This is a genomic window from Brevibacillus sp. M2.1A, assembly GCF_013284355.2.
Classification (GTDB): Bacteria; Bacillota; Bacilli; order Brevibacillales; family Brevibacillaceae; genus Brevibacillus.
Genome location: NZ_JABSUY020000001.1, coordinates 1,037,302 through 1,057,087, shown reverse-complemented (window position 1 = coordinate 1,057,087; position 19,786 = coordinate 1,037,302). Strand labels below are relative to the sequence as shown.

At 48.6% G+C, this 19,786-nt stretch carries 18 protein-coding genes and 1 riboswitch; of the genes, 9 read left to right on the top strand and 9 right to left on the bottom strand.

Features of this window, described 5'->3' with window-relative positions; translation table 11 throughout:
• Nucleotides 1-38: 38 nt before the first annotated feature.
• Nucleotides 39-1,025: an LCP family protein gene (locus HP567_RS05220; RefSeq protein WP_173611899.1), complete on the bottom strand. Its 987-nt coding sequence runs from the start codon at nucleotides 1,023-1,025 to the stop codon at nucleotides 39-41.
• A gap of 186 nt (nucleotides 1,026-1,211) precedes the next feature.
• Between HP567_RS05220 and HP567_RS05215 the strand changes: the two genes are divergently transcribed.
• A complete protein-coding gene (locus tag HP567_RS05215) occupies nucleotides 1,212-2,441 on the top strand; it encodes an MFS transporter (protein ID WP_173611898.1) in 1,230 nt (409 codons plus the stop codon).
• A 59-nt stretch (nucleotides 2,442-2,500) separates the two neighbouring features.
• On the opposite strand, the gene HP567_RS05210 is transcribed toward HP567_RS05215, so the two are convergent.
• The 6 genes from HP567_RS05210 to HP567_RS05185 form a co-directional block, all read right to left on the bottom strand.
• The gene (locus HP567_RS05210) at nucleotides 2,501-4,219 is read right to left on the bottom strand and encodes a DUF4179 domain-containing protein (RefSeq protein WP_173611897.1); all 1,719 of its coding nucleotides are present in this window, start codon (nucleotides 4,217-4,219) and stop codon (nucleotides 2,501-2,503) included.
• Nucleotides 4,216-4,770, bottom strand: coding sequence for an RNA polymerase sigma factor (locus HP567_RS05205; RefSeq protein ID WP_173611896.1), 555 nt, complete (start codon nucleotides 4,768-4,770; stop codon nucleotides 4,216-4,218). The genes HP567_RS05210 and HP567_RS05205 overlap by 4 nt, the downstream gene beginning before the upstream one ends.
• Nucleotides 4,771-5,012: 242 nt before the next feature.
• Entirely contained in the window at nucleotides 5,013-5,717 is a 705-nt protein-coding gene (locus HP567_RS05200; protein ID WP_173611895.1) for an SDR family oxidoreductase, read from the bottom strand.
• Nucleotides 5,718-6,282: 565 nt separating this feature from the next.
• Nucleotides 6,283-6,711, bottom strand: a complete 429-nt coding sequence (locus tag HP567_RS05195) for a BrxA/BrxB family bacilliredoxin (RefSeq protein ID WP_173611894.1) — start codon at nucleotides 6,709-6,711, stop codon at nucleotides 6,283-6,285.
• Nucleotides 6,712-6,790: 79 nt separating this feature from the next.
• Nucleotides 6,791-8,461 (bottom strand): ribonuclease J1, encoded by a 1,671-nt coding sequence (gene rnjA / locus HP567_RS05190; protein ID WP_047073943.1) that lies wholly within the window; start codon nucleotides 8,459-8,461, stop codon nucleotides 6,791-6,793.
• Nucleotides 8,462-8,559: 98 nt separating this feature from the next.
• Entirely contained in the window at nucleotides 8,560-9,330 is a 771-nt protein-coding gene (locus tag HP567_RS05185; RefSeq protein ID WP_173611893.1) for a hypothetical protein, read from the bottom strand.
• 103 nt (nucleotides 9,331-9,433) lie between these two features.
• Between HP567_RS05185 and HP567_RS05180 the strand changes: the two genes are divergently transcribed.
• A complete protein-coding gene (locus HP567_RS05180) occupies nucleotides 9,434-9,772 on the top strand; it encodes a YqzG/YhdC family protein (RefSeq protein WP_173611892.1) in 339 nt (112 codons plus the stop codon).
• Here HP567_RS05180 and HP567_RS05175 read toward each other — a convergent pair.
• Both HP567_RS05175 and HP567_RS05170 read right to left on the bottom strand, forming a co-directional pair.
• On the bottom strand, nucleotides 9,769-10,395 hold the full coding sequence (locus HP567_RS05175; RefSeq protein ID WP_173611891.1) for an SCO family protein: 627 nt from the start codon (nucleotides 10,393-10,395) through the stop codon (nucleotides 9,769-9,771). The genes HP567_RS05180 and HP567_RS05175 overlap by 4 nt on opposite strands.
• An 81-nt stretch (nucleotides 10,396-10,476) precedes the next feature.
• Nucleotides 10,477-10,788 carry a rhodanese-like domain-containing protein gene (locus HP567_RS05170; RefSeq protein ID WP_173611890.1) on the bottom strand — a complete coding sequence of 104 codons (312 nt, stop codon included), beginning with the start codon at nucleotides 10,786-10,788 and terminating at the stop codon, nucleotides 10,477-10,479.
• Between the two features lie 311 nt (nucleotides 10,789-11,099).
• Nucleotides 11,100-11,206: riboswitch (SAM riboswitch) on the top strand.
• Between the two features lie 89 nt (nucleotides 11,207-11,295).
• On the opposite strand from HP567_RS05170, the gene HP567_RS05165 reads away from it, so the two are divergent.
• The 7 genes from HP567_RS05165 to HP567_RS05135 all read left to right on the top strand — a co-directional run bounded on the left by HP567_RS05165 (nucleotide 11,296) and on the right by HP567_RS05135 (nucleotide 19,786).
• Nucleotides 11,296-12,600, top strand: a complete 1,305-nt coding sequence (locus HP567_RS05165; RefSeq protein ID WP_173611889.1) for a homocysteine synthase — start codon at nucleotides 11,296-11,298, stop codon at nucleotides 12,598-12,600.
• A gap of 153 nt (nucleotides 12,601-12,753) precedes the next feature.
• Nucleotides 12,754-13,803 (top strand): ArsR/SmtB family transcription factor, encoded by a 1,050-nt coding sequence (locus HP567_RS05160; protein WP_173611888.1) that lies wholly within the window; start codon nucleotides 12,754-12,756, stop codon nucleotides 13,801-13,803.
• A complete protein-coding gene (locus HP567_RS05155; protein ID WP_173611887.1) occupies nucleotides 13,800-15,026 on the top strand; it encodes an MFS transporter in 1,227 nt (408 codons plus the stop codon). Before HP567_RS05160 ends, HP567_RS05155 begins: the two co-directional genes overlap by 4 nt.
• Before the next feature lie 48 nt (nucleotides 15,027-15,074).
• Nucleotides 15,075-16,013 (top strand): AAA family ATPase, encoded by a 939-nt coding sequence (locus HP567_RS05150; RefSeq protein ID WP_173611886.1) that lies wholly within the window; start codon nucleotides 15,075-15,077, stop codon nucleotides 16,011-16,013.
• Between the two features lie 4 nt (nucleotides 16,014-16,017).
• Complete coding sequence (locus tag HP567_RS05145) at nucleotides 16,018-17,208, top strand: DUF58 domain-containing protein (protein ID WP_173611885.1); 1,191 nt, start codon at nucleotides 16,018-16,020, stop codon at nucleotides 17,206-17,208.
• Nucleotides 17,205-18,533, top strand: a complete 1,329-nt coding sequence (locus HP567_RS05140; RefSeq protein WP_173611884.1) for a DUF4129 domain-containing protein — start codon at nucleotides 17,205-17,207, stop codon at nucleotides 18,531-18,533. Before HP567_RS05145 ends, HP567_RS05140 begins: the two co-directional genes overlap by 4 nt.
• A gap of 155 nt (nucleotides 18,534-18,688) precedes the next feature.
• Complete coding sequence (locus HP567_RS05135) at nucleotides 18,689-19,786, top strand: ArsR/SmtB family transcription factor (protein ID WP_173611883.1); 1,098 nt, start codon at nucleotides 18,689-18,691, stop codon at nucleotides 19,784-19,786.

The following is a 19,786-nucleotide window of genomic DNA, read 5'->3' as shown; positions in this document are numbered from 1 at the left end:
GTTAGTCTTTCCTAAAAAATACAAAAAAAACAGCACGCTTAGTTTTGCGTGCTGCTTTTCTTTTCTCCCACGGTTTGATCCGTTGCTTCTGTAGGAGGAGCGATTTTTTCCTGGATAAACGACTGAACCTGATCGACATCCGGAACCAGAACTGAACCTGCGCGGTGCGATTCGCGGAACATCCCCATTGGCGGCAACTGATAGTTACCTGGCTCTAACGTATTCAATTTTAATCCGAGTGCAGACAGCTTGAGCATGTCCACCGAGCTAATATTGGTTTGAACATACGGTGTTACTTCCTTCAAAATGGTAGGAAGCTGCATCAACGTCGTACCATTTTTCATCTGATCTACGACTGCCGTCATTAATTTCCGCTGACGCTCGGTCCGTGTATAATCGGAGGTCGCATCATGGCGGAAACGGACATACTGCAATGCTTTGTCTCCATCCAGCTTTTGCAGACCTTTTTTCAGATTAATATCGTAGACACCCTTGTCAGTCGGGTCATGATAGTACATGTTTTTTTCTACATCGATCTCGACTCCGCCTACTGCATCAATCAGAGCCTTGAAGCCTTCAAAGTCAGTAATCACGTAACGATCTACCGGAAGTCCAGTGAACTGGCTAACCGTTTCCATTGCCAGCTCAGGTCCGCCTTCTACAATCGCAGAGTTGATCCGCGAGCTACCTTTACCAGGAATATCTACATACGTATCACGCAGGATTGAAAACATATCATAACGTTTCCCCATAGGATCGATGCTGACCAGCATCATGGAGTCAGAACGAGGAAGCCCGTTATTTTTCATTCCTCTGCGGTCTACTCCCATCAGCAGGATGTTGACACGTTCCTTGCCATCCCACTCTGGTATTTCTGCTGCTTTGGTTGGATTCCCACCACTAGGCGGTGCGATATTGGGCTCTTGAATATTTTGAGTAAATTGATAAAAAGAGTATCCGTAATATCCAGCTGTCGCAGCCATCACGACAAGCAAAAGAAGCAACACTCGTTTCCATATTTTCATAAAGTCCACCTTTATTCTCTCTATCCTCAGTTGATGTCATCTCTCCACTTTGATTAGTATACTCGAATTTGCGGAAAGTGGAGCAGCCTTTATTTGGGTACCTGCGACATTATAAACATTTTAATTTACAAAGTTCAGAATATTGACTATACTATTCTTATCCTTAATGGTAAGGGGTGCATTCGCGTGATATCACCGTCCGCTTTCCTCAATCGCTATCCACGTGAGGCCATTTTCTTCCTCATCGCCAGCTTTATTAACTCCTCCGGGAGCGCTTTTATGTGGCCGCTTACTACCTTATACGTACATACCATTTTGCAACGCTCCATGACAGAAGCCGGATTCGTCTTGATGATCCAATCTCTGGCTGGAATCTTCGGCCAATTCATCGGCGGATCGTTGTTTCATCGACTCGGTGCCAAACGTCTTATTGTCGGAGCATTGATTATTCAAGGACTTATTCAGTTTTCCATTCCTTTCGTTCAGAGCTGGCCTGTCTACCTGATTCTTATGATGGGGCTTGGTTTTACCTTCAACCTGTCATTCCCGGCTATTCAAGCATTTATCGGTTTTCGCTGGAAAGAGCAGCGTCGCGAATTATTTAACATCGTCTACGTCGGCAATAATTTGGGGATGGCAATCGGAACCGCGTTGGCTGGCGTCATTGCCACTTTATCCTTCCAGCTTACATTTTGGTTCAACAGTACTAGCACCTTATTGTTTGCCTTGTTCTTCTTTCTTTTTATGAAGAACATATCCCATCAGGAGCTGGTCGGAGAAAACCTGGAAGAACAGCAAAAGCATCGCGTAAAAAACAACTTTACCCTGCTATTCCGCTACCAATTGTACTTGTTTATGGCATTGGGCGCAGCATTGATTTTCTTTTCCAATACGGTATGGAACACTGGCGTTGCTCCTTACATTACAGAGCAGGGTATGCCACTGTCTTCGTATAGCTGGCTGTGGACGATTAATGGCATCATCATTTTTGCCGGGCAGCCCATCACGTCCTGGATCAAGCGGCTGTTGAATCAGAGCTTGTCTGCCCAACTCGTCGTCAGTGCCATCGCGTATGCTGTCGGTTTTGGGTGTATGCTTGTCTACCACGGTAGTTATTACGCATTTGTTGTCGGAATGGTTATCACTACATTTGGAGAAATGCTCATCTCGCCAACTATCCCTACTTTTATATCGGAAAAAACCGGAGAGAATGCACCATTTTATTTGGGAGTCGTAGGGGCGATTACAACTGGTGGAAGGCTCTTGGGGCCGCTGGCTATGGGGTTCATGTATGACCATGGCGGAATTCATCCAGCTCTGTTCTTGGCAACACTTGTCTCTGCGGGTTCGGTCCTGCTCTGTCTGTTACATGCTTATTTTCATCGGGAAAAACAAACAGAGGTTGCTAAATACTGATTTCAATTGCCAAAAAGCCGCCCGATCCTTTTTCAGGAACTGGCGGCTTTTTGGTTACACTACTTCTTTTCTTCCTTAATGGATACTTCCCAATCTGCCTTATGCTCTTTGAACATCGCGTTGAAACCAACCGTCAGTTCCTTCACATCTGCATTTTCACTCCAAACCTTCAGTTGGCCTGTGATGTTCGATGTGCCGTCCTCATTGACTGTCTGGTCGAATAAGAAATTGCCCCCTTCATCATTCCCCTTATCATCGGACACCTTCCACTCGTATGGAACTCCGACAATATCTTTGGCAAACTTGCCCTCTACTTCAATTGTGTAAACCGTAATATCATCTTCCATTTCCTTCTTCACGGATTTAAAAGTAAATTCATTTCCGTCACTTTTTACAGTGATCGGTTTCTTTTTCAGTTCAGCCAATGGCAGCTTTGTCTGGAGCGTTGACTTTTCTGCTGTATAGACTGCATCGAGCTTCAGTGTCAGGTTCTTGGCCGGGTCTATTGGCATGTACGAATGAACCCAACTCGTCAATGGTTCCCTTCTAGTATAGTCCATGTGCGAGTAACTCCCCGCGCCATAACTCTCGGCTATCATAACGAGATTGTCATCCCTTTCATCGTCGTGCATCATGTCATCCCATTTGCCCACTACGGTACCCGTTTCATCCACGAGCTCGTAACGAATGCCCTGTAGTTTTCTATCTGGCTTGCTGGTCGTAAACTTCAGCTCCGTACCAGTAGGGGCGAAGCGCGCTTCCTTTAACTCCACTGTGGTCCCGGTCGGAGTTTCTAACTGCTTGTTCACCGCTACTGTTTTCATGGCTGCTTTTGCTGGTCGCATATCAATCGGGATATCGAAATTCCACGTGCCTTTCGTATCTGTCAGGCGCTTCACGCGCATTTCCAAAATCAATTCGTCCGGCATTGGATTCGCTTCATTAAAGAAATCGTCCATATCGCTTTGGTAGCCGAAGGCGAAGTTTTCACCGTTCGGCAGCGGCAGCCAGGGCAGCAATTCCTGCGATTTATCATCTATTCTCGTGATTACTTTGCCATTTTTATCTTTCAGTCGAACTTCCCTGAATTCATTCAAATTGTCGCTTGAAATGAACGTGAACTGATCCTTCCAGAACGAAGGAAGTTTTTTGCCTGACGAGTCCTTCACAGAGCCCAGAACTATGATACGCAAGGGATCAGCTACAACCGCATTGATTTCCATGGTCAGCCCTTGGTCTGTCGCCTTCAAGTCAAGCGGCTGTACAAACCCGTTTTCTGCCGCTTTCAGTACGCCAATGTCCGTCTGCTTTTTATCAAACAGGTTGACTACTTGTTTCGCATTGTAAGGCCCTTTTGTTACCGTGATCTCACTCGGATTGATCGATGCATAGATCCCATTCATATAGCTCGCAAACGTAGGAGAAACTGCTGTTCCGAATGTGACTACCATAGCCAACCCTGCAACTGCAATCGTTGTTTTCTTCACAATATCCACACTCCGCTTTTTCCAATTTATTTGAACCGGTTGTTTTTGAACGGGTTTGAGCACGTTCATCGGGTATGCGGGGAGCTTTTCCATGACATTTTGGATTGTTGATCCCGTCTGCCATACATCTTCTGTTTCATCATCGGGTATATCCAGCTCATCCAAATATTGCTCAAACTTGATCTGGCACGCTCTGCATGTATCCAGATGCCGTTGTACGTCTTGTTTCACTCGCAAAGGAAGCTTGTCTTCCAAATACGCGTTCAGCATGAATGTATCCAAGCATGTCATAGGTAGAGGTCCCCTCCTTTCCCCGAATTCGTTATGGCATTTTTGAGCTTGGCCCTGCCTCTGGAAAGACGTGTTCGCACCGTACTGATGGGAACATCCAGCTCCTCGCTAATTTCTTCGTAGCTCAAAAATTGGAGGTAACGCAGTTCCAGGACGACGCGGTATTTGGACTCCAGGGTCATCATTCGATTTTGCAAAAAGGCCCTCTGCTCCTTAGCAAGGTACTCCATTTCAGGTGTTTGGCTGGTAGCCACTTCGATCTCTGCATCCGTAACCGCAATCGATCTTTTCCTGTTACGCAGTTCATCGAAACAATAATTGGTGGCAATCCTGTAGAGCCAGGCACCAAATTCGGAGCTTTTGCTGTAGTCACCCAAATGGTAATACACCTTGATAAAGATCTCCTGAGCCATATCCTGCTCAAGATGCGGCTGTCCGATCATCTTGCGAATGAGCAATCTGACCCTTTTGTTATATTTTTGTATGATCTGAGAATACGCCTCTTTGTTCCCTTGGAGGACCTCCTCAATGATCAGCCTGTCGTCCTGCATCTGTCTTCCTCCCCATATCAAAACCTGTATCGAGGGCTACAGGTTCAAAAAGGTACGCTGCGCAGCTATCACCTTTTTGCTTGTACACCTTAATACGACGGAAAATGGTGGAAAAAGATCGCAACTTTTTTTGAAAAATATTTATGGAAGACAAATAATCGATGAATAAAGTCTCCCATCGACAGGTACCAAAAAAGCTGCCGAGGGTATCTCGACAGCTAATGAAACAATGGCAATGATATTCAGTTGGTTCTTTTTCTCACAGGTGGGCAGGTAAGTGACTTTCCGTTGTCTTTCGGACCAAGACTGATGATGTACGGTACCGCCACACGGCTCCACTCTACCGGATTCGGTGCGGTGTCCACATCTTCTGGTGAGCATGAACGGAGCATAGAAGTATCGATACTGCCTCCTGGATCAAGCGTCACTGCCGCCATTCCCTCAGGCAATTCGGCTGCCAATGATTGCGTCAATCCTTCGATGGCGAACTTCGAAGCGCAGTACGGCGATAAAAACGCTTCCCCGTGTCTTCCCCAATACGAGCTGATATTGACGACGACTCCTTTTGCGCGCTGAACCATAAACGGTAAAAAGGCGCGAATCACATAGAAAACACCATTCACATTGATGTCCATTACTCTTGAAAACTCATTTGCTGCAAGCCCAATGACTGGACTGTTCCGATTTATAATGGAAGCATTGTTAATCAACAGATCGGGAACTCCCACCTCGGCTTTGATTTCCTCTGCCCACTTTTCCACTTGCTCCATGACCGAAACGTCGACAACAGAAAAATGATGCTGCTCTCCGAATTGCTGACGCAGTCTTTGCACCTCTTTTTCCGAACGACCGCAGCCTGCAACTGTCCAGCCTGCTTCGTGAAAACGCTCGACCATCTCTCTGCCCAACCCACGTGTCACGCCTGTAATCACTACCAGCTTGTTCATTTTCTCTCCACCTCCATTATTATACTTATTAAATATTTTAGTATAATAACTAAAGGGAATCAATCCCAATAAGTTTGAGTTTGGGCTGTAGTGGTGGGGAGGAAACAGGAGAAAACGCTCAGATTCTAGGTCCACCCACTGGGGGATTGACTGCACGACTCCATGCAAAAAGCGAAACCGCGTCCAAAGTGGTCCTATCAGGATGCATTTCAGAGGTAGCCGCTTAAAGGCGTGTTTCGCTTTTTGGAAAGAATGAAGAAATGTCCTCAGTAACGACAGAGAAGAATATTTCCAGGTGTAGCGACTTGTGGAGTCCTACCGAGCGGAGAAGGGATTCGCGGGCAACAGAAACGCAACCGTGCCCATACGGCGTAGCGGCTACCACTTTTGCGTTTCCCCGCGAATCCCTTCGGAGCGGACAGTCTTAACCCTCAGATGGACGGAGCCTGGAGCCTAGACTGGAAATATTCTTCTCTTCACTACAGCCCCATTTCAAACGATTACTAACACCAAGTCTGTCAAAAAAGACGCCCGTTACCGGGCGCCTCTTAATGTTTCGCATTTCTTATTTGTAAGTGTCGTAAGCGTTGGTCAACAGGCCAGCGATTGTTGCCAGTTCGTTGTTCTCGATCTGATGACGCTCGATCATGGTCATGATTTTGCCGTCTTTCATGATCGCGAAGGAAGGGGAAGATGGAGCATAGCCTTCGAAATACTCACGAGCTTTTGCAGTTGCTTCCTTGTCTTGACCAGCGAATACAGTGAAGATGTTATCCGGCTTGGTAGTGTGGTTCAAGGAATGTACAACTGCTGGACGAGCGAGTCCTGCTGCGCAGCCACAAACCGAGTTCACGACAACAAGTGTCAGGCCTTTTGCATTTGGCAATGCTTGCTCTACTTCTTCAGCAGTGCGAAGCTCTTGAAAACCGTTGCGAGTCAACTCATCGCGCATCGGTTGAATTACTTGGCTCATATATGCTTCATAAGACATCATTGGGCAACTCTCCTTTTTATCACGAAGTTCAACTTACTTATTATTATACCCCGACTGCGCCTACCCGAGAAAGCAGGAGCTACACTTCCATCAAAATGGTAAGAATCATTGGGTTACGGCCTGTTTTTTCATAAATGAACGGCTTGATCACTTCATTAATTTGTGACTTCAGCTCAGACCATTCCTTGATTTTCTTATCCAATGCTTCCTGTAGGCGCCCACGAACAAGCTGTGTCGCTTCCTGAATCAAGGATTCTGAACCGCGTACATATACGAAGCCGCGGCTCACGATATCTGGGCCCGTCAAAATTTTGAAGTTCTTCATATCCAGGCTGACAACCACGACCATCAAGCCATCCTCAGCCAAATGCTTGCGGTCGCGCAGGACGATATTGCCGACGTCGCCGATACCGCTGCCATCAATGAGAACAATCCCTGCTTGTACTTTACTGAGCCACGCTTTTTCGCGGTTGCAATTCAGCACTTCGCCGTTGTCCATAATAAAGATGTTGCTCTCCTCGATCCCAACCTGTTGGGCCAGCTTGGAGTGAGTCTTGAGCATCCGGTATTCCCCGTGGATCGGGATAAAATATTTCGGACGAATGAAGTTCAGCATGAGCTTCAACTCTTCGCTGCTGCCATGACCCGATGCGTGAATATCAAATTCGTGACTCAATACTACGTTAGCACCTGCACGGTACAGCTTGTCTATCGTGCGGCTTACGTTGATCGTGTTTCCTGGAATCGGAGATGCAGAAATGATCACCGTATCTTCCGGATAAATGGAAACAGTGCGATGCGATCCGGATGCAATCCGGGTCAACGCTGCCATCGGCTCACCTTGACTGCCTGTGCAAATAATCAGCACTTGGTTGTCCGCGTAATTATCGATGTGCTTAATATCAATCAGCATGCCCTCTGGCATCTGAATATAGCCCAGCTCTTGACCAATCAAGAATACCTTTTCCATACTGCGGCCAATAACCGCTACTTTGCGATTGCACTGCTCTGCAGCATCTACCACTTGCTGCAGACGATGCACGTTGGAAGCGAAGGTAGCCAGAATGATGCGTCCACGCGCTTTGCGTACCACATCGAGAATCCCTTCCCCTACCGATCTCTCTGACATCGTAAATCCAGGACGCTCACTGTTCGTACTATCGGACAAAAGCGCCAAAACATCTCCGCTCGCACCAATGCGTGCAATTTTTCCGTACTCCGTTGTTTGTCCGACTGGTGTCATGTCAAACTTGAAGTCACCCGTGTGAATGACCATACCCTCTGGTGTATGGAGCACAATTCCCAGAGAATCTGGAATACTGTGGTTCGTCCGGAAGAATGTCGCCTTCAGCTTCGCAAATGGAATTTCCGTATCTTCCGAAATCGGAATCAGCTTCACTTCATTTTGCAAACGATGCTCTTCCAGCTTCGCCTTGACCAAGCCCAGGGTCAGACGACCACCGTAAATCGGCACCTTGATTTGCCGTAAAATATAAGGAATCGCGCCAATGTGATCCTCATGTCCGTGCGTTAACAAAAGTGCTTTGATCTTGTGCTGGTTGTCCACTAAATAGGAAACATCTGGGATAACCAGATCGATACCGAACATTTCGTTCTCGGGGAATTTCACCCCGCAGTCAATGATGATGATTTCGTCCTCATACTCGACGCAGTACATATTTTTTCCGATCTCGCCGAGGCCGCCCATCGCGAAAATCTTAACGTCGCTCAAACTCTTTCCTCCTAACATCGTCGTGCATGATTATGGGAATCCGAACCAAGCATGCCATTCTTATTATATCACAACGTAAGACGTTCGTTTCACCCAGTCTTGTCTATTCCACACATTCATCTTCGGTCAATAATCGAATACTGATACTCCAAATCGGCAACTCGTTCATCGGTAACGACACTAGCTCTCGCCCAGAAGTCGTGCTTCGCATAAGAATCGCCCGTCCATACCTCCGTAATTTCTCCTGAAGAGAGTTGTAGTGGTACGGCCTCGACTTCTTTTAATACGGCACCGCTTTTGTTTTTCAATCGCAACTTCAAATCGATCTCCAACGGCTGGTCCGACTGATTCCGTACCAAAATGAGGCTTGAATAAGGATACCCGGCACAATTTTTCGTACACTCTTGTCTGCTGTATACGAGGGCGAGGTCAATGGGCTTCTCATTGTCCATCTTCGCCTCTTTCCACTGGTCTTTTGCTTTTTGTACGACGATAACGTACTCCGCTTTCTTCAAAAAGGGACCCATCCCTAAAAAGGCAGCAGCAAAAAAACTAAACAAACCAAAAGCTGTGCATAGAAAAACGAGGTTCATCTTCCAGAACTGTTTTCTCATCGTGATCAAAAAGCCAATATACAGGAGGATACAAACAAACACCAACAGGATACAAAAATAGAAAAATACCTCCAAGTCGGCCTCCGTGGGCAGCACCGGAATACCATACTTCATTTGCCAATATACATTCGCGGCAAAGCAGCCCCCGTAAATCAATACGGCTGAAGCAATCGTGAGCCCCCATTTTTTCCAGAAAGGAGGCTTTTGGAAAATCGCCGCAAGAACCCCCACTAACACAGGAACGCCAAATAAGGGAATGAGCAAGTAATGCATCGAATACCTCCCGCACTTCATTGTCATTATTTTCTACGAATCATATTCCGAAAAGTCTTCAAAATACATGGCAAGCCATTTCGAAAAGGAGAGGGATCAGCAAGTGCAAACCGCTCGTCGCCTATTTCGCTATCGGAACATGATGCCCCTTCTCTCTATCGTACTTTTCCTCTTCATCTTTCAGACGGTCCCTACCTACGCCCAGCCTTCCTATGCAAAATGGGGCAGACTCGCAATGCAGGAAACGATGAAGCGATATCCAAGCGCTCAAATTGTGGATTACCTGCATCTCGGACGAAAACAAAAAACGCCCACCACGTCGGAAGAGACGTTTAAGCTCTTGCTTCAAGAAAGCAATCGCAGGTGGGCGTTACTCGTTCATATTGAATTCGTGAATCAGACAGAAGAAGTCGTAAACATCTCCTATGAGGAGACCCGCTAGTCAGCGAGCTGTACCATCTCTTTCATCATGACATCCAGTTCCATGTTGGCTGCCATCCCGTATGCGCGGCGCATGTTTCCATCTCCATCCACCAGGAACATGCGAGCTGTATGGGAATAAGAACCATCTGGCTCCTTAATGACCATCAGACCAAAATCCTTCGTCACTTTCTCTACAGCCTGAGCGTCCCCACGCAGGAACTTCCAGCCACTCTGATCTGCCTTGAACTTGGCTGCATACTCCTGCAAGACTTCCGGCGTATCGTTATCAGGGTCAAAAGAAATGGAAACAAACTCCACTTTGTCTCCGAACAGTCCCTTTTCCTTCAGCTGATCTTGCAGCTTGGCCATGTTGAACGTAGTCGCTGGACAAATATCCGGGCACTTGGTAAACATAAACTCTACCAATCGTACCTTGCCAGCACTTGAATTAAATGTATAGGTTGTTCCGTCACTGTTGTCCAAGGTGAAGTCCGCGATCGGCTTCAACACTTCGATCTTCTCTTCTGTCATGTAATTATAACCAAATACTCCGATGATAGCCAAAAGGATAATACCAGCTAACACAGGAAACCAATGTTTTTTCATTGCAGATTCCTGCTGCAATTGTGCTCCTTCACTCACGGGTTGCTACCTCCCTGCTTGTCCCATGCGTGATGCCTCCTGATTACACACGGGAGGCATTCACACTGTTTCTATCACATCTTACTGTTCCACTTCACCTGGCCATGCGAGCATGCCGCCAACCATATTTGCCACGTCGTATCCTTGTGCACTCAAATACTCTGTTGCTGTATTGCTTCTGGCACCACTGCGGCAAACCATCACAATCGGAATGTTCTTATCCAATTCATCAATGCGATGTGGCAAAAAGCCGAGCGGGATCAGCTTTGCCTCTTTAATGTGACCTGCATTCCACTCTTCCACTTCACGTACATCAATGACTTGCAGTTCCTCTTTGGCTTCCAGCTTTTCCAACAGCTCTTGTGGTGTAATTTCCTTTACTCCATGGCTCATCGCTATTTATCCTCCTATATGTACAATCAGATCAGTTGTAACCACCTCCATGATATCACACGCTTTTTTACTTTTCTAACGCGAAGAGCACTTGGCTTCACCATGCATCCATACTCCCCATTTTCTACCATTATCTCCTATTTCGCTGCGGCAATAGCCACACGGGTTGTGAACAGCTTGAGACAAAACCGTTACAAATTAATGGCATGGGTGAACCACCTTCATTCATATATACATAAAAACCTCCCCGATAACTGTATATTTATCGTTGACAGCAAGGTTTTATTTTCATACAATTACGACAACAATTGTTTTCATCAAGAGCGGTGGAGGGACAGGCCCTACGAAGCCCGGCAACCAGCAGACTAGCTGCATGGTGCCAATTCCTGCAGAATCCAGTGATTCTGAGAGATGAACAAAAGCCCGTGCATGATGGAGCTTCTTCTTCTCAGGAGAATGCTCCGTTTTTTTATTTGCCGATTCCCCATAGTAAAAGGAGAGATGGACATGTCCGATCAACAACAATGGAAGCCAGAAACACTTGCGGTACACGGTGGACAGGAGGTTGACCCTGTAACAGGCTCGCGTGCTGTTCCGATCTATCAGACGACCTCCTATGTTTTCCGCGATACGGAGCATGCAGCCAACCTGTTTGGCTTAAAAGAGTTTGGGAACATCTATACACGTATCATGAATCCCACGCAGGATGTGTTTGAGAAGCGCGTTGCCTTACTTGAAGGTGGTGTTGGCGCACTCGCAACCGCATCCGGGCAAGCTGCCATTACATTCGCGATCTTAAATATTGCGCATGCAGGAGACGAGATCGTCGCTTCCAGCAGCCTCTACGGCGGTACCTACAACCTGTTCGCCCACACGCTTCCCCGCCTTGGAATCAAGGTTCATTTTGCAGATCAATCCAATCCGGAAAATTTCCGGTCCTATATCAATGAAAAGACAAAAGCCGTGTTTTGCGAGACAATCGGAAACCCGCGCATTGATGTCGCTGATATCGAGGCGATCGCCCATATTGCTCACGAAAATGGCGTGCCTTTGATCGTGGACAACACCTTTGCAACTCCGATTTTGTGCCGTCCTTTTGAGCACGGGGCCGATATCGTCGTGCACTCCACCACCAAATTCATCGGCGGCCACGGAACGGCAATTGGCGGTATCATTGTAGACTCTGGAAAATTCGACTGGAACAACGGAAAATTCCCAGGTCTGACTACACCAGACCCCAGCTATCATGGCGTCGTCTATACAGAGGCAGTCGGTCCGCTTGCCTATATTATCAAGGCCCGTGTTCAGCTCCAGCGCGATATCGGAGCAGCAGTCGCCCCAATCAACTCCTTCTTGTTCCTGCAAGGATTAGAAACTCTGCATCTGCGCATCGAGCGGCATAGCCAAAACGCCTTGGCAGTAGCCCAATTCCTTACCAATCACTCTGCCGTAGAGTGGGTGAGTTATCCGGGATTGGAGTCAGACTCCCAGCGTGAATTGGCCCAAAAATATTTGCCAAAAGGTGCTGGCGCGATTCTGACCTTTGGCATTCGCGGTGGCGTTGAGGCAGGAAAAACATTGATCGAGTCAGTGAAGCTGTTCTCCCATCTCGCAAATGTCGGAGATTCCAAGTCACTCATCATTCACCCAGCGAGCACAACACATCAGCAGATGACGGAAGAAGAGCAGGCAGCAGCCGGAGTGACCCCGGGACTTATTCGCCTCTCCGTCGGCACAGAATCCATTGACGATATCATTTCCGATTTGGAGCAAGCCCTGCAGCGTGCGTTGCAATTATCCACGGTAGGTTAACCATACCTTTACAGAAAGAAGAATCATGTCATCTCTTTGGATAGAGATTTTGTGATTCTTCTTTTCCTTTTCTATTTTCGTTCGAAAAACATTGAATTTAACATTCGGTATTTATAAAATACAATCATGCACAAATTTTGGAAGGATGATCACATGAAGATTTTGAACATTGGCAGTGAACGAACGACCTACCGGGTTGAGCTTTCGTATTCTCCTTTATTCGAAGCTGCCCTGGGAATCGCTGCCGCTACCTACGATCAATTGCATCACACGATGGAACACCCTCCTGCCTACTGGCGCCAACTGTTGGACGAGCTATCACCTTCTGTACGGCAAGAGGTCGAATATGCGAAGGAGCACAACACGTGGAAGACGCTTTTGCAACTGCTCGATCTTTGCCCTTTCGCTGATCTGGATTCCTTTCTCTCGTATGTCAGAGATCTCTCAACCGAACAGCTCCGATACGAGGCCCTCCCTTATCTCGGTGAAAATATTCAGGAAGCACGGCGGAAGGCTGCACAAGGAAGCGAAGATGATTGCGCCGCTTTGCAGGAAGCGTGCCGTGCGCACCTCTTTTTTGAATCGTATATCGGCCATATTACTTCCGTTGATACAGAAGAGCTGCGGGGCCATATTCTCCAATTGATGGAAGGCTGGTATACCACTCACATCAAGCCGCGTGAGGAAGAAATCGTTCGCATGCTAGAACGGGATTGGTCGCAAAAGCAAAACAAGCTAGGAAAGCTCACCCCGGAAGCCTTGGTAGAGTATGCGACGGGTTCGAACTACCTCCCTGAGCCTGCCGTGACACGCGTACTGCTGATTCCACAAGCGATCTATCGCCCGTGGACCGTACAGGCCGATGCTGTCGGGACGAAAATTTTTTATTACCCTGTGGCCGACGAAAATTTGCACGATGCTGTAGATCCTTATCAGCCACCCCCTTCACTGGTGCAAGCCTTAAAAGCACTCGGAGACGAGCACAGGCTACGCATGGTCAAATTGCTGGCGGAAAAGGACCTGAGTCTGCAAGAGATAACCGATCAACTCTCCATGGCGAAATCGACCGTGCACCATCACCTGTCCATGCTGCGGTCTGCCCATCTCGTTGAACAAGCAGGCTCCCGTTACAGACTACGCCGTCATACGCTGGACAAGCTTCCCCTGATGTGGGATGACTTCCTGGACAGGAGCAACCCATGAACCAAAACGCGGTACAAGCCTCTGTCTGGCAGCAGCGTTCTTACCGTTGGATTCTTTTCGGTCAGCTCATTTCAGAACTCGGCGCCTCACTCGGTACCCTCGCCAATAGCTGGTTAATCTATCAGGCAACAGGCTCACAAGGTGCGGTCGGACAGATGTGGCTTCTGTATTTTTTGCCGTCGCTCGCGATTCAGTTGGTAGCTGGGCCGTACATCGACCGATTCGATAAGAAGCGTGTCATGCTTTTTTCTCAATGGATGCGAGCTGCTGCGTTTTGTTTGTCCTTTGCAGTCATTACTTCCGGGACAGAATCGCTCTGGCCGCTGTATTTCACTGCTTTGATCAACGGTCTCGTCCAACCGCTGTATGTGCCAGCCAGTCAGTCGCTCCTCCCTACTCTGGTCAAAAGAGAGCAACTCCTCCAAGCCAATGCGTATTTGGATAGCGTCCTGCGAATTGCCTTGATTACAGGTCCGCCTTTGGCTGGAATTCTCGTGGCGAGTATTGGTGGTGAGGCCGTACTCGCATTGGTCGCGATCAGCTATGCGCTCAGCGGTTTCTTTCTGGTTCTTTGTCCAATCGCCCCAGCGAATACTGCCAACAAGAAGCAATCCTGGTTCGTCATGTTTAAGGCTGGTCTAGCGATTTTTTGGCAGAAACCCCTTCTGCTCTGGCTTGGCCTGTACTCAGCTCTCGTCCAATTCGCTGTCGGAGTCACACTCGTACTAAACCTGCCTTTTGTAGCCGGCGAGCTGCAAGGCACCTCATTTCATGTAGGCTTGTTCTTGGCTGGCTATCCATTGGGATATTTCTTCGGCTCCTTGCTCGTCCCTCGCTTCCGTAGCAGCTTCGGACAGCCCCTGATCATGTTGGGATCACTGGTACTAGGTGGCTTGAGCTTTGTTGCAATAGGCTTTACCCATGACATCTGGTTCGCAATCACCATCGAACTACTGGCTGGTCTGTTTGCTCCGTTTTTCCAAGTACACAGTACTAGCCTGTATCAGCTTCACGTTCCTTCCGAGCTAATGGGGCGTGTACTGTCTGTCCGCTTGCTCATCGCACGTGCGACGATGCCCGTCGGTATTTGGCTTGGCGGACAGCTGAGCGATCAGGTAGGGATTCGCCCTCTTTACATCTCTGTAGGTGCCGTCATCGTGATCGCTGCGCTTACGGGAATATTATTTCGAAAATTTGTAACTAACAGGATATTCCATATATAATAAAAACCGTACGACTCCTCAATTTTGAATGGGAAAAGGAGAATTTTCATGACTCATCCGACATTGGATAACCTTCAGCATGCTGTCAGCAGCGTCATCGTGGGCAAGGAAAGTCAGATCCGCCTATTAGTAACGGCATTGCTCGCCCGTGGACACGTATTGCTGGAGGACTTGCCCGGAATGGGAAAAACCGTGCTTGCCAAAACATTGGCGCAAGCAATTGGTGGCTCTTACAACCGTCTGCAATTCACCGCGGATCTACTGCCATCTGATGTCGTCGGTCTACACGTGTTCAATCAACGAACAAGTGAATTCGAACTGCGCAAGGGACCTGTTTTTGCGGATGTCTTGCTCGCAGATGAAATAAACCGGGCCACTCCCAGGACTCAATCCGGCTTGCTGGAATGCATGGAGGAACGCCAGGTTACGATTGAAGGCGTCACCCTGCCACTCCCATCGACCATGCTGGTTATTGCTACCCAAAATCCGATTGAATCGGAGGGGACCTATCCACTGCCGGAAGCACAGTTGGACCGCTTCCTTTTCAAGCTGTCTCTTGGCTACGGTACAAGAGAGGATGCCAAAGAAATTTTGCGGAGATTCCGCAGCGACTCCCCATTAGAGGCGGTCGAGCCGGTCATCACTGTCGAACAAATTGCGGTTCTGCAACGCGAGGTCACAACTGTTCACGTCAGCCAACCAGTGGAAGACTATATCATCGACCTGACGGAAGCGACTCGCCAGCATCGCTCGGTTGAGGTGGGCATCAGTCCGCGCGCCATGCTCGCCCTGTTGCGATCCGCTCAGGCTTACGCGTTCGTTTCTGGTCGTACTTTTGTCTTGCCAGATGATGTAAAAGTGGTGTTTCCAAGTCTGGCAGCCCACCGCATCCGCCTCTCTATGGAAGCAGAGCTGCATGTGACGGAGCAGGAAGTCGTGGAGCAAATCTTGACCAGCGTCCCCGCTCCCGTCGAAGAAAGCGTGTAGTGCTATGATCACCAAGCAAACCTTTCACGTAATCGGTTTTGTCTTGCTGCTCTTCGCCGTTTTTTCGGGCCACTGGTTTTTCTTTCTGTTTGGGGGCTTTTTCTTTTTTCTCCCCGCTGCACAAGACTGGTGGGCCAAGTCCATGTCCAAGTGGGTGTCGCTCGAATGGTCCAGTGATCAAACGCGCGTCCTGTCAGGGACACCCGTGCACATTACAGTTCGCTTGCACAATCGTTCGTGGCTGCCTTTGCCTGCTACCTGGCTTCGCTTCACACTGCCGGAGCATGTTTCGGTGGAAGGCGCAGACGAGGTGCGACTCCTCAATCATCGGACTAGCGTTCGCCTGCGGTTTGATCTGCCGATGCGGCAAAGTGCTACACGCACCTTGATTCTCGTCCCGAACAAACGCGGCACAGTTTGGCTGAGAGATGTTCAATCCGAGACTTTGCCGTTATTGGGTGAGGAGCCTACCGCCATGACATTGTCGGTTTCCTTTTCCTTGCTGGTCTATCCGTTGCCTCTTGCTCTTTCTCCCGTCGTGCTCGCTGAATCGGAACCGGACGGGAATCGGCTCTCTCGTCAGCGCCAACAGGACGACCCCACTTTTCAGCGTGGTGTTCGGTCATACATGCCAGGCGACCGTTTCAAGCACATCCATTGGAAGGCAACCGCCAAAACAGGTTCACTGGAGACGCGTCTTTTCGAGTATACAGCCCATCCGAACTGGCGAATCGTCGGGCATATCCTGCCCTCCTATGAACCAATGATGCAAAAGTATAACGATATGACCAATGAACGGACGATCTCCTGTCTTGCGGCTTTGGCTGGCCTGTGCAGGAGAAAATCGGTCGGATATGAGCTGTACCTTACCGTAAAGCAACGAGGACGAGAGCATTTTCATTTGCCTGCGGGAAATGGCAAGGCACACCACTTGCACGTCATGACCCAGCTGGCGCAAATTCACCATTTTGTGACGACGCCACTGGCGCCTGTTCTTCGTCGGTTAGAGGGGGCACATGGGGAGGAAGCCATTCTCATTGTGACACCACGAATGGACCCATCCTTACAAGCCTCAGCGGAGCGCCTTATTCAATACGGTCATCAGGTTGCGGTACTGGATGTTTCTTCTGACCCTGTCACCATCCAGCGTTTTGAGCATGCTCGCTTGAAAAAAAGGAGCGTGGTGATGGGATGACACTCTCCTTGATGGGGCGTTGGACGCTCGCGTTTTGGCTGGAGGCCATGCTGACGGGCGTTTTCCTGATCTTGTTTGGGTATATGACAGCAGGCTTTACTCAACTCCTCACGTTTTGCCTGGTCGCAGCGATTCTGCTCATGGCGGGGAGCTGGTTGTACTATGGTGGTGGCGGTCGATTTACGCTCCATCTGTTGCTGTACCCCCTTGTTTTTTTCATAGGAATGGGCTGCTTCTATCTCTACGATTCTTGGCTCATCGCGCTTGTACTGGCTGCTGTTTATTTTTGGAGAGTACAAAGTGCCGCATCGAAAGGTTATCGACATGACAGTCTGCAACGCAGATTTGTTCTGGCGTTGATGGCGGGCCTGATGCAGCTCGTGATAGCTGTACTTTACACTTCCATTGTTGACCCGGGTTCCTATTCGCTCGCAGCCTCTTTTTCCATGCTCATCCTCATTACTCTCAGCTATATGTTGGTGACGACTGTGGCGTTCGTGCTGCGGGAAGGATCACTTTCTACGAGGCTGCCTGCACGTATTAGCTTGATGCTCGGCAGTCAAGTGCTCGGCACTCGTATTCTTTTGATCGCGGGTTATGTGGCTGTCAGCTCTATCGCACTTGGACTCATCTATTGGTTCTGGAGTTGGATAAAAGGACCTGTCAGCAATGGGCTGTATACGCTCTTTGAGCCTGTGCTTATTTTCATTGTGGAAATGTTGGAACATTTGTACGAGAAGGCGAGCCAAAAACAGGCAGGCATGCAGATACTCATGGAAAGTGCAGGACAAAAAGCAGATAATCCCGAGGCACAGATACCGCTCGGAGAATCACTCTTTTCTATTCTGCAGCCATACTTAATCATTGCCTTCATCCTTACCTGTGTGATCCTGCTCGGCCGATACATATGGAAAAAGCGCTTCAAGGGGACGATTACGCGGGAAAAAGAAGTGGCTGCTGCACAAAACACCGTGTTGTCCACTATCCCCCCCTCTTCCAGTAAAGAAAGTGCTGAGGATGACTCTGCCAAATGGTTCAAACAGCCCGTCGGCCCAGAGGATGATCCCACTAGATACGCCTACTATCAATTCCTCGTACTCATGGAGAAGCAAGGAATGCCAATCAAGCTGCATGAGACACCCCAAGAGTTTTTCAATCGCCTGCGCGAACAGCTTTTACTAGATGCAGGTCAGCTAGATGCAGTCGCTCGCATCACACGTTACTATCAGCAATATCGCTATCAGGAAAAATCGCTTCCCGAAGCGGATTTGACTGCGATGCAGCAAGCCGTGCAGACGCTCGGCTCTCGTTTCTCCGAGACGTAATACGTCCCACAACCACGCGCTATGTGTTAGCCGTGGTTGTTTTCTTTTTCTTTCTCTTGACATCGGGATGCCCCTCCGGCATAATTTCTTCAATTTTGCCCACTCTCAATTTGAATTCACCAAATGATTAATTGAACAAGAAAGGAGGATGCTCGGTGCAAGATTTGCCTGATTGGCTGCGTAAGCATCTTCATGTCGCATACATACCCGGCTATGAGTTTTTCTTAAGTCTCCACGTGCTTGCAAAGCCTGAGCATCATACCTCCCGCTTGCATTGGGCGGAGGAGTTGCTCATTGCTTTACCTGCCTCGCTCTTGAAAAAGCTTCACTATTTTAGTTCCATGTCCAATCAGTTTCTCGATGCCATGGACTTCCTGGCGCCTTGGGAGGAGTGCTTTGAGCATTCTGTTGAGGCCGCATTGGAGCGCGTACAGGCGATGGATGCTGGTGAGTTTGTCCAGCTCATGATCGGTCCCGTCTATCATCCCAAACAACTTCATGCTTGGATGCAAGGGCGTACGGACGAGATTTTTGACGAACTGAAACCGGAGCATCGGGAGCTTTTGCGCCATCCGCTCTCGACTAAGCGCAGTTTTCTGGAGTTTTGCTACGACTACCTGCCTTTTTTCCAGACGGAAGAACGGCGGATTGAACCGTGGCTCGTTCGCGCCGTACATGAAGCACAAGAGCAGATCAAGCTGGAACCGATTCCGTTTTTGTCGCAGGTACATCCGCGCTTGAAGGTGCACGAGAACTTCTTGCAATTTCATAAGGCAAAAACGTACACATTTGGCTATTCGGAGCTGGCTCGTATCCATTTGCGTGTCTCTACTTTTGTCGCGCCGCATTTGTTGCTCGGCATTTACGACGACCATATCTCCGTGTGCCTATCCGTTGATGTTCCCGGCACCAGAGCCACCTCGGTGATTCCCACTGACTTCATCAGCAAAATGAAGGTGTTCAGTGACCCGACACGGACGGCGATTCTCAAATCGTTATTGGCTCATCCTTACTGCACGCAGCAGTTGGCTGACCTGCACAACATCAGTGAGCCTGCCGTCAACAAGCACTTGAATCTGTTGGTAGACACAGGCTTTATCTGGAGTGAACGGCGGGGACGGTATGTATTTTACCGCGCGATTGCATCACGGCTGGAACAACTCGCCGTCGATCTGCATGAGTTCATCGATATGCCCGTTCCCGGACTTGTCTCTCCACCTGCTTCATCACATCTCCCAGAACGGAGGAAATAA